This is a genomic window from Palleronia salina (assembly GCF_900141995.1).
GTDB lineage: Bacteria > Pseudomonadota > Alphaproteobacteria > Rhodobacterales > Rhodobacteraceae > Palleronia > Palleronia salina.
Window position 1 is genome coordinate 35,790 of sequence record NZ_FQZA01000009.1, and the last position, 14,357, is coordinate 50,146.

The 14,357-nt window shown below is 67.0% G+C and carries 17 protein-coding genes; 13 read left to right on the top strand and 4 right to left on the bottom strand.

The window, feature by feature from the left end:
• Positions 1-24: 24 nt before the first annotated feature.
• The gene (nth, locus tag BUB76_RS12605) at positions 25-669 is read left to right on the top strand and encodes an endonuclease III (protein ID WP_073129151.1); all 645 of its coding nucleotides are present in this window, start codon (positions 25-27) and stop codon (positions 667-669) included.
• On the top strand, positions 666-1,658 hold the full coding sequence (locus BUB76_RS12610) for an adenosine kinase (protein WP_073129152.1): 993 nt from the start codon (positions 666-668) through the stop codon (positions 1,656-1,658). The genes nth and BUB76_RS12610 overlap by 4 nt, the downstream gene beginning before the upstream one ends.
• Positions 1,659-1,754: 96 nt before the next feature.
• Here the strand turns inward: BUB76_RS12610 and BUB76_RS12615 are convergent, their stop codons facing one another.
• Positions 1,755-2,573 carry a sulfotransferase family protein gene (locus tag BUB76_RS12615; RefSeq protein WP_073129153.1) on the bottom strand — a complete coding sequence of 273 codons (819 nt, stop codon included), beginning with the start codon at positions 2,571-2,573 and terminating at the stop codon, positions 1,755-1,757.
• A 139-nt stretch (positions 2,574-2,712) separates the two neighbouring features.
• Here BUB76_RS12615 and BUB76_RS12620 point away from each other — a divergent pair, with 139 nt between their 5' ends.
• Positions 2,713-4,290 carry a DUF5928 domain-containing protein gene (locus tag BUB76_RS12620; RefSeq protein WP_073129154.1) on the top strand — a complete coding sequence of 526 codons (1,578 nt, stop codon included), beginning with the start codon at positions 2,713-2,715 and terminating at the stop codon, positions 4,288-4,290.
• Positions 4,291-4,345: 55 nt separating this feature from the next.
• On the top strand, positions 4,346-4,726 hold the full coding sequence (locus BUB76_RS12625) for a histidine triad nucleotide-binding protein (protein WP_073129155.1): 381 nt from the start codon (positions 4,346-4,348) through the stop codon (positions 4,724-4,726).
• A gap of 58 nt (positions 4,727-4,784) precedes the next feature.
• Here BUB76_RS12625 and BUB76_RS12630 read toward each other — a convergent pair whose 3' ends face one another.
• Entirely contained in the window at positions 4,785-5,171 is a 387-nt protein-coding gene (locus tag BUB76_RS12630; protein ID WP_073129156.1) for a SpoIIAA family protein, read from the bottom strand.
• Between the two features lie 101 nt (positions 5,172-5,272).
• Positions 5,273-6,220 (bottom strand): ABC transporter ATP-binding protein, encoded by a 948-nt coding sequence (locus BUB76_RS12635; protein WP_073129157.1) that lies wholly within the window; start codon positions 6,218-6,220, stop codon positions 5,273-5,275.
• 134 nt (positions 6,221-6,354) lie between these two features.
• Between BUB76_RS12635 and BUB76_RS12640 the strand changes: the two genes are divergently transcribed.
• From BUB76_RS12640 to BUB76_RS12680, 9 genes are all read left to right on the top strand, one after another.
• A complete protein-coding gene (locus BUB76_RS12640) occupies positions 6,355-6,537 on the top strand; it encodes a zinc-finger domain-containing protein (protein ID WP_373280056.1) in 183 nt (60 codons plus the stop codon).
• A complete protein-coding gene (locus tag BUB76_RS12645) occupies positions 6,534-7,085 on the top strand; it encodes a hypothetical protein (protein WP_073129159.1) in 552 nt (183 codons plus the stop codon). The genes BUB76_RS12640 and BUB76_RS12645 overlap by 4 nt, the downstream gene beginning before the upstream one ends.
• A gap of 31 nt (positions 7,086-7,116) precedes the next feature.
• Positions 7,117-7,638 carry a hypothetical protein gene (locus BUB76_RS12650; RefSeq protein ID WP_073129160.1) on the top strand — a complete coding sequence of 174 codons (522 nt, stop codon included), beginning with the start codon at positions 7,117-7,119 and terminating at the stop codon, positions 7,636-7,638.
• Between the two features lie 58 nt (positions 7,639-7,696).
• Positions 7,697-10,492, top strand: coding sequence for a DNA polymerase I (polA, locus tag BUB76_RS12655; protein ID WP_073129161.1), 2,796 nt, complete (start codon positions 7,697-7,699; stop codon positions 10,490-10,492).
• Positions 10,492-10,887: a hypothetical protein gene (locus tag BUB76_RS12660; protein ID WP_073129162.1), complete on the top strand. Its 396-nt coding sequence runs from the start codon at positions 10,492-10,494 to the stop codon at positions 10,885-10,887. Before polA ends, BUB76_RS12660 begins: the two co-directional genes overlap by 1 nt.
• Positions 10,888-10,895: 8 nt before the next feature.
• The gene (locus BUB76_RS12665) at positions 10,896-11,483 is read left to right on the top strand and encodes a pseudouridine synthase (protein WP_073129163.1); all 588 of its coding nucleotides are present in this window, start codon (positions 10,896-10,898) and stop codon (positions 11,481-11,483) included.
• Between the two features lie 89 nt (positions 11,484-11,572).
• On the top strand, positions 11,573-12,097 hold the full coding sequence (locus tag BUB76_RS12670; RefSeq protein WP_073129164.1) for a redoxin domain-containing protein: 525 nt from the start codon (positions 11,573-11,575) through the stop codon (positions 12,095-12,097).
• A 53-nt stretch (positions 12,098-12,150) separates the two neighbouring features.
• Positions 12,151-13,014, top strand: coding sequence for a cation diffusion facilitator family transporter (locus tag BUB76_RS12675; RefSeq protein WP_073129165.1), 864 nt, complete (start codon positions 12,151-12,153; stop codon positions 13,012-13,014).
• Positions 13,015-13,062: 48 nt separating this feature from the next.
• The gene (locus BUB76_RS12680) at positions 13,063-13,707 is read left to right on the top strand and encodes a hypothetical protein (RefSeq protein ID WP_073129166.1); all 645 of its coding nucleotides are present in this window, start codon (positions 13,063-13,065) and stop codon (positions 13,705-13,707) included.
• A 9-nt stretch (positions 13,708-13,716) separates the two neighbouring features.
• On the opposite strand, the gene BUB76_RS12685 is transcribed toward BUB76_RS12680, so the two are convergent.
• Positions 13,717-14,301, bottom strand: coding sequence for a DUF1285 domain-containing protein (locus BUB76_RS12685; RefSeq protein WP_073129167.1), 585 nt, complete (start codon positions 14,299-14,301; stop codon positions 13,717-13,719).
• Between the last annotated feature and the right edge of the window lie 56 nt (positions 14,302-14,357).

Below are 14,357 nucleotides of genomic sequence, written 5' to 3' on the forward strand. Positions count from 1 at the left end.
GGCGCGTGGGGCATGAAACCCGCCATGCGCAAGCCGCTGCCATATCACGTGATCGACGAGATCTTCGCCCGCTTCGCCGCGGCCGAACCCACGCCCGAGGGCGAACTGGAACACGTGAATGCCTACACCCTTGTCGTGGCCGTCGCGCTGAGCGCGCAGGCCACCGACGCGGGCGTCAACAAGGCCACCCGCGCGCTCTTCGCCAAGGTGACGACGCCGCAGCAGATGCTGGACCTGGGCGAGGACGGCCTGATCGAGCACATCAAGACGATTGGCCTCTATCGCAACAAGGCCAAGAACGTCCTGAAGATGAGCCGCATCCTCGTGGACGAGTATGGCGGCGAGGTGCCGTGTTCGCGCGCCGCGCTGGAAAGCCTTCCGGGCGTGGGCCGCAAGACCGCCAACGTGGTGCTGAACATGTGGTGGAAGCATCCCGCCCAGGCCGTCGACACCCATATCTTCCGCTTGGGCAACCGTACCGGCATCGCGCCGGGCAAGGATGTCGTCGCCGTCGAGCGCGCCATCGAGGACAACGTGCCCGCGCCCTATCAACTTCACGCCCATCACTGGATGATCCTGCACGGCCGGTACGTCTGCGTGGCGCGCAAGCCCAAGTGCCCCGCCTGCCTGATCCGTGACCTGTGCCCCTTCGAGGAGAAGACCGAATGACCACCGACACCCCCCGCATCATCGGCATCGGCAACGCCATCGTCGACGTCATCAGCCACGCCGACGACTCGTTCCTCGAGAACATGGGAATCGAGAAGGGCATCATGCAGCTGGTCGAGCGCGAGCGGGCCGAGCTGCTGTATGCCGCCATGTCCGACCGCGTCCAGACGCCCGGCGGGTCGGTCGCGAACACGATCGCGGGGCTGGGTCGGCTGGGGATGGAGGCCGCCTTCATCGGCAAGGTGCGCGACGACGGGCTGGGCCGGTCCTATGCCCAGGGGATGCGCGACGACGGCATCGCCTTCCCGAACGCGCCGGTCGAGAACGCCGAGCTGCCGACCTCACGCAGCATGATCTTCGTGTCGCCCGACGGCGAGCGGTCGATGAACACCTATCTGGGCGCGGGCGCCGACCTGTCGCAGGACGACGTGCCCGAGGCGACCTTCGACGGCGGCGGCATCCTGTTCCTGGAAGGATACCTGTTCGACAAGGACGAGGGGAAGACGGCGTTCCGGCGCGCCGCGCAGCTGATCCGCGCCGCCGGCGGCCGCGCGGGCCTGACCCTGAGCGACCCGTTCTGCGCCGACCGCCACCGGTCGGACTTCAAGGCGCTGATCTCGGGGGAGCTCGACTACGTCATCGGCAACGAGGCCGAGTGGACGACGCTTTACGAATGCGACCTTGGGCACGCGCTGGCGCAGGCGGCCGAAGCCTGCGACACCGTGGTCTGCACCCGCTCGGGCGATCCCGTCGTCGTGATCCGGAACGGCGAACGGGTCGAGGTGCCGGTGCATCGCGTGACGCCGGTGGATGCCACGGGTGCGGGCGACCAGTTCGCCGCCGGGTTCATCTACGGCTACGCGCTGGGCCTGCCGGCCGAGACCTGCGGTCGCATGGGCGTGATCGCGGCGGCCGAGGTGATCGGCCACGTGGGCCCGCGCCCGCAGGCCAACGTCATGGCGCTGTTCCGCGAGGCGGGGCTGGTCTGAGACCGCTCGCGGTTGCCGTCGGGCGAGGTCATTCGGGGGTCCTGTCGGAAGACCACCCCGGATGAACATGCCCCGGCGATCCGGGATCGTCCGCGGTCAGTCGCCCAGCTTGGCGTGGACCTCGTCCAGGTCGATCTCGCCCACCGGCATCTTGTTGGCCGGGTTGTCGAAATCATAGCGGAACAGCTTGAAGTCACGGTGGTAGATTTCCCACATCAGGTGCATCGACAGGTCATCGAAATAGGCCTCGACCGGGTGCGCGCGCTTGGGGCCGTGGCCTTCGGATTCGTTGAACCGCGGGATCTGTGAAAGCTCGACCGGATGCGGCGTCTCGACCGCGTCCAGCACCCGCTGCATGCCGGTATTGAAATCCTCGGTCCAGAAGATCTGGTCGTAGCGCCCGCCATTGGCGACCAGCGTGCCCACGTGGCCCGCCACGGCGGACCAGTGGATGTCGGGATCCATGGGTTTGCGGAACCGGATGGTGTCGCGGACGAACAGCAGGAACCGACGGAACGACGCGATCTGGTCGAATTCCTGCTTGCCGTCGTCGCCGCCGACCTCGATCCCGTATTTCTGGATCAGCAGCGGCACGAGGTTCCCCCGATAGCGCCGGCCGTTGCGCTGTATGCCGCAGATCTTGTCGAAGAAGCTGGACAGCACGCGGGTGTAGGGATTGCGCACGCAGGTGAATGTCAGGCTGTCATGGGCCTTCACGTTGCGGGTGATCTCGGGCTGGCTTTCGTCGATGCCCCACTTGTGCATTCCCGATTTGGCGTCGTGGATGTCGCCGTCGAAGAATTCACCGTGGTCGGAATAAAACATGATCTGACCGATGGTCGAGCAGGCACATTTCGGCACGACACGGTAGACCATGCTCTCGCTGGAGGTCATCCAGGTTCCCGGAAATCCCATTCTCTCGCCATCCCCCGCGACGCCTCGCGCGTTCAATCGCGACCGCAGTTGCCGATTGCGCCGTTCAAGACTGTTATTGCACTGCCCAACCGGGCTATCAAACCCAAAGAGAAGACCGAGACCAGATTGGGGCGGGCCGATGGCGAATATCGCATATCTGCTACTTTGCCATAAAGATGCGCCCGCCATCGTGGCCCAGGCGCGACGGATCACCGCCGCCGGCGATTTCGTCGCGATCCATTTCGACGGCCGTGCGTCCGACGCCGACCACGCCACCATCGCGTCGGAACTGGCCGACAACCCGCGGGTGGCCTTGACCCCGCGACGGGTGAAATGCGGCTGGGGCGAATGGAGCCTCGTGGCCGCGACGATCCTGGCCGCCCGCAGCGCCATGGAGGCATTCCCGCGGGCGACGCATTTCTACATGCTGTCCGGCGATTGCATGCCCATCAAGTCGGCCGAGTATTGTCGCGCGTTTCTCGACCGCGACGATTGCGACTATATCGAACACAACGATTTCTTCACCTCGGACTGGATCAAGACCGGCTTCAAGGACGAACGGCTGGTCTATCGCCACCTGTTCAACGAGCGGTCCCAGAAGCGGCTGTTCTACGCATCCTTTCGTCTTCAGGAACGGCTGCGGCTGACCCGCCGGACACCGGCCGACTTGCTGATCATGATCGGGTCGCAATGGTGGTGCCTGCGCCGCTCGAGCCTGCAACGCGTGCTGGACTTCATCGACCAGCGTCCCGATATCGTGCGGTTTTTCCGGACCACCTGGATCCCGGACGAGACATTCTTCCAGACGCTGGTGTGTCACCTCGTGCCCCGGGTCGAGCTGCGCAACCGCACCCCGACCTTCCTGATCTTTTCCGATTACGGGATGCCGGTGTCGTTCTATAACGACCATTTCGACCTGCTCTGCGCGCAGGACTACCTGTTCGCGCGCAAGATCAGCCCGGGCGCGACCGATCTGAAGTCGTTGCTGGGAAAGCTCTATATCAGTCGCGGGACCGAGTTCCATATCTCGAACGAGGGGCGAAGCCTGTACCACTTCCTGACGAACCGGGGCCGGCACGGGCGCCGCTTCGCCCCGCGGTTCTGGGAGCGCGAGGCGTCCATGGGGCGCGACCGGGAATTGCTGATCGTCGTGTGCAAGAAATGGCACGTGGCGAAGCGCCTGCTGGGCGCGATCCGCGATCGGACCGAAATCCCCTGCATCGAGTATCTGTTCCACGAAGATAGCTGCCCGCTTCCCGACCTGGGCGGGATCGAGAACAGCATGCAGAAGCGCGCGCGGCACCGCCGGGCGCTGATCCGGCTATTGTTCGATTATCACAAGTCCGACCGGCTGCTGATCTGCCTGGATCCCTCGGCGCTGGACTTCCTGCGCGACTTCGAAAGCGACAGCGCCCGCACCCGCATCCTCGAAATCGAGTGCGGCTTCTCCGACGACTACCTCGTGGGTCACGCCCGCCGTGTCGGGCTGGCCGGACCCTCGAGCCCCGAAGCCACCCTGGCCAGGCTCTTGCCGACGATCCGCGCCGACTTCCAGTTCGAAAGCGACGCCATACAGGGCGGCGGCTTCGAGCACCTGTCACGCCTGCGCGAGGATCATCCGACGCCATCCAACGCGGCCGCGCTGGCCGGCTTCCTGTCCGTGGACGAAAACACCGCCCGCGCGCTTGCCGAAACCGATCACCTGTTTGCCGATTGATCCCCGCCCGGGGATCCGGAAAGCTGCACCCAATCCATCAAGAACGGAGCCGCAGATGCCCTTCGCCTACGACGACCAGAACATCTTCGCCAAGATCCTGCGCGGCGAGATCCCCAACGACACCGTGCTCGAGACCGAGCACACGCTGGCCTTCAACGACATCCAGCCGCAGGCGCCGGTGCACGTGCTGGTGATCCCGAAGGGCGCCTATGTCTGCCACGACGACTTCGCCGCCAATGCCAGCGACGCCGAGCTGGTCGATTTCATGCGGGTGTCGGCGCGGATCGTGGCCGAGGCGGGGATCAGCCCGGGCGACGCGGGCGAGGGGTATCGCACCATCTCGAACGCGGGCGCGCACGGGGTGCAGGAGGTGCCGCATTATCACCTGCACATCCTGGCGGGGCGGCCGCTGGGCCGGATGCTGGCGAAGGCCTGATCGCCAAAGGCGCGCCCGCGGGACTGCCGGTCGGCAGGGGCGGGCGCGGTTCGGCCTGTCAGGCCGGGCGCGCGCCCACGAACTGCCACGCCGCGTCCTCGTCGCCCCGGTCGAAGCTTTGCGCCTTCAGGGGCAGGACCTTGCCAAAGACCTCGACCAGGCGCGACGGGGTCGAGGGCGCGCCGACAACGGCATAGCGGTCGACCTTGGTCACGGATTTGAGCTGCGCCTTCAGGCTTTCCCAGTTCAGGCCCGCGCCTGCCTCGGACCCTTCGAAGCGGTCGAAGATCAGCAGCATCGACACGTTGTCGTGGTGCTCGAACTGCTCGTTCATGTAGGCACCCATGGCCTCCATCTCGTCGGACGTGATTTCGCCCATGATATGGAAGGCGAAGACGTGATCTTCGGTGGAGGGGGCCTGGCGGATCGAGGGGGTGACGAACATCGGGCAATTCCTGCGGCAGTGGTGGGCCGTTCCGGCCCTTGGCTGATCCAAACTGCGAATGGCGAGCCGATGTTCCGTTCCCCTTTCCTCGGTCCCCGTGCTCAGGCCGCGCGGGTCTGCGCGTTTCGCGTCAGGTCCAGGAACACGTCCTCGAGATGCGGCTCCTCGATCGACACGTCGGCGATGGTCACGCCCGCGTCGCGCAGCGCGGCCAGGATGTCGCCCGGCGATGTCTTGGTCTTGGCGTAGTTGATGGCCAGGATCCCGCCGCTGCGCCGTTCGAGCTCGGCGTCCGGGGGAAGGGGGATATCAGCGGGCGGCGTGTCGTCGGGCTTGATGACCAGGGTCTTGGTGTCGATGAGGCTGATGAGCCGGGCGGTGGTGTCGCGGATCAGCATCTCGCCCTGGTTGATGATGGCGATCTCGTCGCACATTTCCTCGGCCTCTTCGAGGTAATGGGTGGTCAGGATGATCGTCATCCCGTCCTCGTTCAGCTTGCGCACGTTGCGCCACAGCATCTGGCGCAGCTCGATATCGACGCCGGCCGTGGGTTCGTCCAGCACCAGGATGCGCGGCGAGTGGACCAGCGCCTTGCCCAGCAGCAGCCGGCGGCGCATGCCCCCCGACAGGTTGCGGGCATAGGCCTCGCCCTTGTCGGCAAGCCCGATCATGTCGAGGATCTCGTCGGTCCGGCGCTCCGACCGGGGCACGCCGTAAAGGCCTGCCTGCACGTCGAGGCTGCCGCGCGGGGTGAAGAACGGGTCGAGGTTCAGTTCCTGCGGCATGACGCCGATGGCGGCGCGGCTCTGACGGGGGTTCACGTCCTGGTCGAAGCCCCAGATCTTCACGCTGCCTTCCGATTTCACGACAAGACCGGCGAGGATGTTGATCAGGGTCGACTTGCCCGCACCGTTCGGCCCCAGCAGCCCGAAGATGGATCCGCGCGGGATCGTCAGGTCGATGTTCTTCAGCGCCTGCTTCGGCGGCTCGGAGCCCGCACCGGCATAGGTCTTGGACAGCCCCGAAATCTCGATGGCGTTGTCGGTCATTGCAGTCCGGCTCCCCTTGTCGGCGGTGGCGCGATGTTTATCATCGGCACAGACCTAGGCCCCGCGACACGGCGGGGCAAGCTGCTTGCGCAAGGGGACCCATGTCCGAGAAACCCGTCGACCTCGAAGGCGACCTGCCGCCCACCGGCGCATTCGACGCGCCCGAGACCGAAACCGTGACCACGCGCCGCGTCAGCTGCGACGGCGAGATGACCCATCCCCGGGTCTGGCTCCAGATCCCCGAGGAACGCGGCTGGGTCGAGTGCGGCTATTGCGACAAGCGCTTCGTGCTGGCCGAGGGCGCGGACGACCATTGATCCGCCTGGCCCTGCTGTGCCTGTGCCTGCTGGCACCGGCGGTGGCGGCCGAGCCGAAATACGGGATCCTGCGCAACTACAGCGGCCTGCCGCTCGTCTTTCCGCTGGCGATCAAGTCTGACCCGGGGCGTGACCTGATGATCGCGCTGCGCGAACCCGACAGCTGGGACGTGGCCTATACCGCGCGGGTCGAGGGCGGCGCCTTCTTCCGCGTTCTGGTCCCGGTCGGCACCTACGTTCTCGAAATCACGCCCGAGGGCGGGGCGCCGTACCTTTACCCGCAGCCGCTGACCTTCCGGATCGAGGGGTTGAGCCGCAAGGTCGGGCACAGCATCGACCTGCGCGGCGGCGACCTGGGCGCGCCCGAGCCGATCGCCTTCTGCCAGTCGCGCCGGATCGATCCCGACGACTGGCGGGATCTGCGCGACTACTGGCGGCTGCCCCTTGGGGACCCCGAACGGCCCGACCGTGTCCCCGGGCCACAGTTGCGCGAACGCCTGTGCGACGGCCCCGCCGCGCGCCGCAGTTTCGACCCAATCGACGGGTAATTTCGCCTCCGGATTTTCGGAGGATATGCGCATGGCACAGGGTTTCAGGCCGGCGGGCGACATGCGCCTGGGGATGCTGGCGGTCTTGATGGGCGCGACGGCGTTGCTGGTCGCGATGATCCACATCTTCGGCGGACCGTTCGCCCCGCAGCAGCCGGTGGGTGTGAGCATCGGTGAGATCGCGGGCGACATCCGCGCGTCGGCCTGGCGGGCCGTGACCGGTGCGCCGCAGCCCGCGCCCGTCCCGCGCGGCTGGGACATCGACCGGGTGCTGGGGCTGGCCGGGCCGGTGATCGGGGCGCTGGCCATCGGGCTTGCGGCTATCTCGGTCTCGCGCAGAGGGTCGACGCGGCTGGCCGCCATGGCGACGGGGCTTGGCCTGTCGGCCATCACCTTCCAGTTCATCTGGTGGCTGGCGGTGCTCATGGCCTGCGTGGCGCTGCTGATCTCGATCGTCGAGGCGGTGGGCGACATCTTCGGACCGGTCGGCGATCTTCTCACGGGGATCGGCGGGTTCTTCTCGGGGCTGTTCGACGGTCTCTTCGGCGGCTGACGCTGGACTCCGCCGCGCGCCCGCGCGATGACACGGGCCAGCAGCGACGGAGAACGCCATGGCCTTCGGCAAGGGACATCATCTGCATCTGGTCGACGGCTCGGCCTTCATCTTCCGCGCCTACCACGCGCTGCCGCCGCTGACGCGCAAGTCGGACGGGATGCCCATCGGGGCCGTATCGGGCTTCGTGAACATGATCTGGAAGATGATCGAGGACAACAAAGGCCCCGACGCCCCCACCCACGCGGCGGTGGTATTCGACAAGGGCAGCCACACGTTCCGCAACGACCTTTACGACGCCTACAAGGCCAACCGGGACGAGATGCCCGAAGACCTGCGCCCGCAGATTCCGCTGACGCGCGAGGCCACGCGCGCCTTCAACCTCGCCTGTCTCGAGCAGGAGGGATTCGAGGCCGACGACATCATCGCGACCCTGGCCTGCCGCGCGCGCGAGGCCGGGGGGCGCTGCACCATCATCAGCTCGGACAAGGACCTGATGCAGCTGGTGGGCGGCGGGGTCGAGATGTTCGACGCCATGAAGAACACCCGCATCGACGACGAGGGCGTGCGCGCCAAGTTCGGCGTCGGCCCGGACCGGGTGGTCGACGTGCAGGCGCTGGCCGGTGACAGCACCGACAACGTGCCCGGCGCACCCGGGATCGGCATCAAGACGGCTGCCACTTTGATCAATGAATTCGGTAGCCTGGACGAACTTCTTGAACGGGCGCATGAAGTGCCGCAGCCCAAGCGGCGCCAGACGCTGATCGAGAAGGCCGACCAGATCCGCCTGTCGAAACAGCTGGTCCAGCTCGATTGCGACATGGCGCTGGATTACGATCTCGACAGTCTCGAGGTGCGCGAGCCGGTGACGCAGGAGCTCCTCGATTTCCTGACGCAGATGGAATTCCGGACGATGACCAAGCGCGTGTCCGACGCTCTGGGCATCGAGGCGCCCGTGATCCGCGACCAGACCGACGATGGCGCGGCCCCCCGCGAGGAGGCCGAACAGGTCGCCTTTCCCGAAAGCTACACCTGGGTGAAGGACACCGACGCGCTGAAGGACTGGATCGCGCGCGCCCATGCCCGCGGCTACGTCGCCATCGACACCGAGACGACGTCCCTGAACGAGATGCAGGCGCTGCTGGTGGGCGTGTCGCTGTGCATCGAGCCGGGCGAGGCGTGCTATATCCCGCTGGGCCACAAGGAAAACGCCGAGGCCGACCTGTTCGCCACCGACGCGCTTTCGGACGGTCAGATCCCGTTCGACGAGGCCATGGGGCTGCTGAAGCCGCTGTTCGAGGATCCGTCGGTCCTGAAGATCCTCCAGAACGCCAAGTACGACTGCAAGGTGCTGGCGCGGCTGGGCGTGCAGGTGGCGCCGGTGGATGACACCATGCTCATGTCCTACGCGATGAACGGCGGCCTGCACGGCCACGGCATGGACACGCTGAGCGAACGCTACCTCGGCCACAGCCCGATCCCGATCAAGGAGCTGATCGGCACGGGCAAGAGCCAGGTCACCTTCGACAAGGTCGAGATCGCCAAGGCGGTGAACTACGCCGCCGAGGACGCAGATGTCACGCTGCGGCTGTGGCACCTGTTCAAGCCGCAGCTGCACCGCAGTCACGTGACCACGGTCTACGAGACGTTGGAGCGGCCGCTGATCCCCGTTCTGGCGCGGATGGAAATGGCCGGGGTGAAGGTCGACCGCAACGTGCTGAGCCGCATGTCGGGCGCGTTCGAACAGAAGATGGCGGGGCTCGAGGACCAGATCCGCGAACTGGCGGGCGAGGATTTCAAGGTCTCGAGCCCCAAGCAGCTGGGCGAGATCCTGTTCGACAAGCTGGGGTTGCCGGGCGGCAAGAAGACCAAGACCGGCGCCTACCAGACCGGCGCCGATATCCTGGAAGACCTGGCGACCGAGCACGAATTGCCTGGGCTGGTGCTGGACTGGCGGCAGGTGAGCAAGCTGAAAAGCACCTACACCGACGCGCTGCAGGACCATATCGACCCGGAAACGGGCCGGGTGCACACGTCCTATTCCATCGCGGGGGCGAATACCGGGCGTCTCGCCTCGACCGAGCCGAACCTGCAGAACATTCCCATCCGCACCGAGGAAGGCCGCCGCATCCGCGAGGCCTTCGTCGCGCCCGAGGGGCGCACGCTGGTGGCGCTGGACTACAGCCAGATCGAGCTGCGCATCCTGGCCCACATCGCCGGGATCGGCGAGCTCAAGCAGGCCTTCAAGGACGGGCAGGACATCCACGCGCTGACCGCGTCCGAGATGTTCAACGTGCCGCTGGACCAGATGACGCCCGAGATCCGCCGCCAGGCCAAGGCGATCAATTTCGGCGTGATCTACGGCATCTCGGGCTTCGGCCTGGCGCGCAACCTGCGCATCCCGCGCGACGAGGCGCAGGGCTTCATCGACCGCTATTTCGAGCGGTTCCCCGGCATCCGCGACTACATGGACGAGACGGTGAAGTTCGCCAAGGAACACGGCTTCGTCCAGACGCTGTTCGGCCGCCGGATCAACACGCCCGAGATCAACGCCAAGGGCCCCGGCGCGGGCTTTGCCAAGCGCGCGGCGATCAACGCGCCGATCCAGGGCACGGCCGCCGATGTGATCCGCCGCGCCATGATCCGCATGGAGGACGCGATCGCGGACCTTCCGGCGACCATGCTGCTGCAGGTCCACGACGAACTGCTGTTCGAGGTGGACCAGGGCGCCGAGGACGACCTGGTGAAGGCCGCGCGCGAGGTGATGGAGGGCGCGTCGCTGCCCGCCGTGGACCTGTCCGTGCCGCTGGAGGTCGACGCGGGGCAGGGCGCCACCTGGGCCGAGGCGCATTGATGCACGCGGCTGCGGTCATCCGTGGCTGCATCTTTGCCTGCACGGCCGGAGCCTTCTGCGCGCTGTTGCTGATCGTGGCGGCGGCCGCGGCCCTGTCGCCCGAGCCGCCCGAATGGGGGCGGATCCTGCCCACCGTTCTCGGCGCCGCGTTCCTTCTTTCGCTGCCGTTGACCGGTATCGCGCTGCTCGCCGCCTGGCTGGCGGCGCGGCGCCGTGCGACAGCGACGTGGTGGCAGGCGGGCGCGGGCGGCGGCGTGCTGGGCGCCCTAGCGGGTGCGCTGATCGGGCCAATTCCGATCGTGGCTTTGTTCGGCGCGCTGGGGGTGGCGACCGGCCTTTGCGCGTGGGTGGCGGCCTTCGGGCCCCGCCGTGCCGTCCCGTTCGGCGCGGATTGAGCGCCTTCATGCTGATCGCGCTCAACAAGCCCATGAACCGGCTGAGCCAGTTCACCGACGAGGGACGCTGGCAGGGGCTGTCGGGCCTGGACCTGCCCAAGGGCGTCTATGCGGCCGGGCGGCTGGACCGCGACAGCGAGGGGCTGCTTCTGCTGACCGATGACGGGCGGCTGCAGGCGCGCATCACCTCGGCCCGGGTCGAGAAAAGCTATCTCGCGCTGGTCGAGGGGCGCATCAGCGCCGGCGCGCTGGCGCAGCTTCGCATCGGCGTGGAGTTGAAGGACGGGCCGACGCGCCCCGCGGGGGCCGAGGCCATCGACCCGCCCGCGCTGTGGGAACGCGACCCGCCGGTGCGGGTGCGCAAGACCGTCCCCGACAGCTGGCTGCGGCTTGACCTGCGCGAGGGGCGCAACCGGCAGGTGCGCCGGATGTGCGCCGCGGTGGGCTTTCCCTGCCTGCGGCTGGTGCGCTGGCGCATCGGCAATGTCTTGGTGGACGGTCTCGAGCCGGGCCAGTGGCGCGAGGTCGACCCGGCCGATCTCGGCCTGTCGGGGCCGGGCGGCAAAAGAGCGGGACCGCGACCCACGCGGCGCTGAGCGGCAAGGTGGGCGAAAACACCGCAGGAACCGCATCTCGGGCGCGGGCCTTGGTCGCACAAACACTGAGACGACCGAAAGGACACCCGATGCCCCAGACACCCGAAGCCGCACAGAAAGCCCCCGCGCTCGACATTCCGCTGATCATCGGCACCCGCTGGAAGCTGGAAGACCAGTCGCCCAAGGCGTTCACGCAGATCATCGTCTATCGCGGGCTGCATTGCCCCATGTGCAAGAAGTACCTGTCGCAGGTGCGCGAGCTTTACGACGACTTCCTTGCCAAGGGCGTCGAGACGATCCACGTCTCGATGGACACGGAAGACCGCGCGCGCGAGGCGCACGAGAACTGGGGCCTCGACCCGATCCCCATGGGCTATGGCCTGACCGAGGCGCAGGCGGCTGACTGGGGGCTGTATGTCTCCAGGGCCATCAAGGACGCCGAGGCCGACGTCTTCGCCGAGCCGGCCGTCTTCTGGGTGCGCCCGGACGGCAAGCTTTACCTGGCCTCGGTATCGAATTCGCCCTTCGCGCGGCCCGACCTGGCCGAGCTGCTCGACAAGGTCGATTTCATCCAGGAAGAGGATTACCCGGCGCGCGGCACCAAGGCGGCGTGATCCCGGCGCGCGGCGGGTGGCCCTCGCCGCGCGTTCCCTGCTAGGGCTGTGCCATGCCCCACGACCACGTCCATCACGCGGGACCCGATGGCGACCGACGCGTCGCGCTGGCCGTCGGGGTCAACATCGTCCTGACGGTCGCGCAGGTGGTCGGGGGGCTTCTGTCCGGGTCGCTCGCGCTGATCGCGGACGCGCTGCACAACCTGTCGGACGCGCTGAGCCTGATCATCGCGCTGGTGGCGCGCCGCATCGCCCGAAGGCCCGCCGACGACCAGATGACCTTCGGCTATGGCCGGGCCGAGGTGGTCGCGGCGCTGGTCAACCTGACCACGCTGATCGTGCTGGGTCTTTTCCTGATCTACGAGGGGATCGGACGCCTGTTCGACCCGCAGCCCATCGATGGCTGGATCGTGGTGATCCTCGCGGCGATCGCGCTGGTGGTCGACCTGGTCACGGCGTTCCTGACCTACGCCATGGCGAAAGGGTCGATGAATATCCGCGCGGCGTTCCTGCACAATCTGGCCGACGCGCTGGGGTCGGTCGGGGTGATCGTCGCGGGCACACTCGTGCTGCTCTACGACTGGCGGTTGGTGGACCCGATCGTAACGCTGGGCATCGCCGCCTACATCCTGTGGCACGGCGTGGCCGAGATCGGCCCGGCCATTCGCCTGCTGATGCTGGGCACGCCGCCCGAGGTCGAGACCTGGGCCGTGCGCGAGGCCATCGACGAGGTCGAGGGGGTCGCGCGGATCAGCCACCTGCACCTGTGGCAGATCGACGAGGGCAAGACGAGCGTCGAGGCCCGCGTCGTGCTGATCGCGGGGTCCGATCCGGTGGCGACGGCGCGAGCGGTAAAGGCGGAGTTGCACGACCAGTTCGGCATCGCCCACGCCACGGTCGAGCCGCAGCAGGACTGACGCCGCGACCTGCGTGAAACCGTCGCGCCCCCGCCCGAGTTGGGCGGCATGAACTGGATATCCGAAAACAGCGAGATCCTGAGCCTGGCGCTCTCGGCGCTCATGGCGCTTATCTGGATCGTCTACCTGCAGATCTTCGCCATGGGCTACCTGCGCCAGCGGCGGCCCATCGTCCTGATCAGCCGCACGGCCGGTACGGGGGACAGCGCGCGGTGCTTCGTGTCGAACATGGGCGCCGAGCCGATCTACCTGACGGCGCTGATCGCCGATGTCTGGGTGGACGACACCCAATATCGCAGCTTCGTCACCGACCGGGACGAGCTGAGCGCGGATGACGTGGAAAGCCCCGGGGATGCGACAAACCAGGGCCCCCTTAATTCAGGCAGTTACCTGGATGCCGGGAATTTCGGTACGATCGTTAAACGAGCGCTGGATCACCTGGCCTTGGCCGATCAGGACGGACAGGTGGTGGAATTGCGCCTGACGGTCCTGTGCAACTCGGGCCATTCGAACCTTCTGGTGGCAGCCAGCCGGTCCTTCCGAGTGGGCTGGGCCGACGGCACGCGCATGTTCATCCCGCGTCGGCCGCAGACCGACCAGGCGTCGTCCTACTTCCGGCGATTGCACTATCGCCGGGTGCTTCAACAGGCCATCGACGAAGAGGCCTCGCGGCTGACCGGACACGACGGCTGAACGTTCGGCTCAGGGCAGTTCGGCCGCCGGGATGATCGGGAAGAAGACACCGGCCGAATGCACGCCGAACCATTCCTCGCCCTCGTGCGTGGCGGTCTCGCCCATGTCGACCAGCCGGTAGAAGCTCTTGCGGTCGATCAGCGCCTCGAGGTTGCGACGGATCAGCACATAGGGCGAAGGCTCGCTCGTGTCGGGGTCGCGGGTCACACGGATCGGGTGATCGGCGTCCGCGCATACCGTGTCGCCCACGTTGGTGGTGAAATGCAGCCCGCCATCGACCTCGGCCACGTCGACCGCGACGAAGGGCGCGTCCTCGACCTTGATGCCCAGTTTTTCCACCGGCGTGACAAGGAAATAGTCGTCGCCCTCGCGTTTGAGGATGGTCGAGAACAGCCGCACCAGCTTGGTCCGTTGGATGGGCGTGCCTTCGTGAATCCAGGTGCCGTCGCGCCGGATCACCAGGTCCATTTCGCCGCGATAGGGCGGATCCCACTTGTCGACCGGCGGCAGTCCGCGCGCGCCCGCTTTTCGGGCAGCGTCGGCCAAAGCGTCGGAAGCCGCACTCACATTTCCATCAGGGGAGCCTTTTGACATTTGTGCCTGCCGCGTTCGATCTACATCATGGATTGAGCATAGCGGGCGAGGTAGGA

Coding starts and splice junctions, on each gene's coding strand:
- BUB76_RS12685 (WP_073129167.1), bottom strand. CDS start 14,301: ATGTCAAAAGGCTCCCCTGATGGAAATGTGAGTGCGGCTTCCGACGCT.
- BUB76_RS12660 (WP_073129162.1), top strand. CDS start 10,492: ATGCACGCGGCTGCGGTCATCCGTGGCTGCATCTTTGCCTGCACGGCC.
- BUB76_RS12635 (WP_073129157.1), bottom strand. CDS start 6,220: ATGACCGACAACGCCATCGAGATTTCGGGGCTGTCCAAGACCTATGCC.
- nth (WP_073129151.1), top strand. CDS start 25: ATGCGCAAGCCGCTGCCATATCACGTGATCGACGAGATCTTCGCCCGC.
- BUB76_RS12615 (WP_073129153.1), bottom strand. CDS start 2,573: ATGGGATTTCCGGGAACCTGGATGACCTCCAGCGAGAGCATGGTCTAC.
- BUB76_RS12650 (WP_073129160.1), top strand. CDS start 7,117: ATGGCACAGGGTTTCAGGCCGGCGGGCGACATGCGCCTGGGGATGCTG.
- BUB76_RS12610 (WP_073129152.1), top strand. CDS start 666: ATGACCACCGACACCCCCCGCATCATCGGCATCGGCAACGCCATCGTC.
- BUB76_RS12670 (WP_073129164.1), top strand. CDS start 11,573: ATGCCCCAGACACCCGAAGCCGCACAGAAAGCCCCCGCGCTCGACATT.
- polA (WP_073129161.1), top strand. CDS start 7,697: ATGGCCTTCGGCAAGGGACATCATCTGCATCTGGTCGACGGCTCGGCC.
- BUB76_RS12630 (WP_073129156.1), bottom strand. CDS start 5,171: ATGTTCGTCACCCCCTCGATCCGCCAGGCCCCCTCCACCGAAGATCAC.
- BUB76_RS12665 (WP_073129163.1), top strand. CDS start 10,896: ATGCTGATCGCGCTCAACAAGCCCATGAACCGGCTGAGCCAGTTCACC.
- BUB76_RS12620 (WP_073129154.1), top strand. CDS start 2,713: ATGGCGAATATCGCATATCTGCTACTTTGCCATAAAGATGCGCCCGCC.
- BUB76_RS12680 (WP_073129166.1), top strand. CDS start 13,063: ATGAACTGGATATCCGAAAACAGCGAGATCCTGAGCCTGGCGCTCTCG.
- BUB76_RS12675 (WP_073129165.1), top strand. CDS start 12,151: ATGCCCCACGACCACGTCCATCACGCGGGACCCGATGGCGACCGACGC.
- BUB76_RS12625 (WP_073129155.1), top strand. CDS start 4,346: ATGCCCTTCGCCTACGACGACCAGAACATCTTCGCCAAGATCCTGCGC.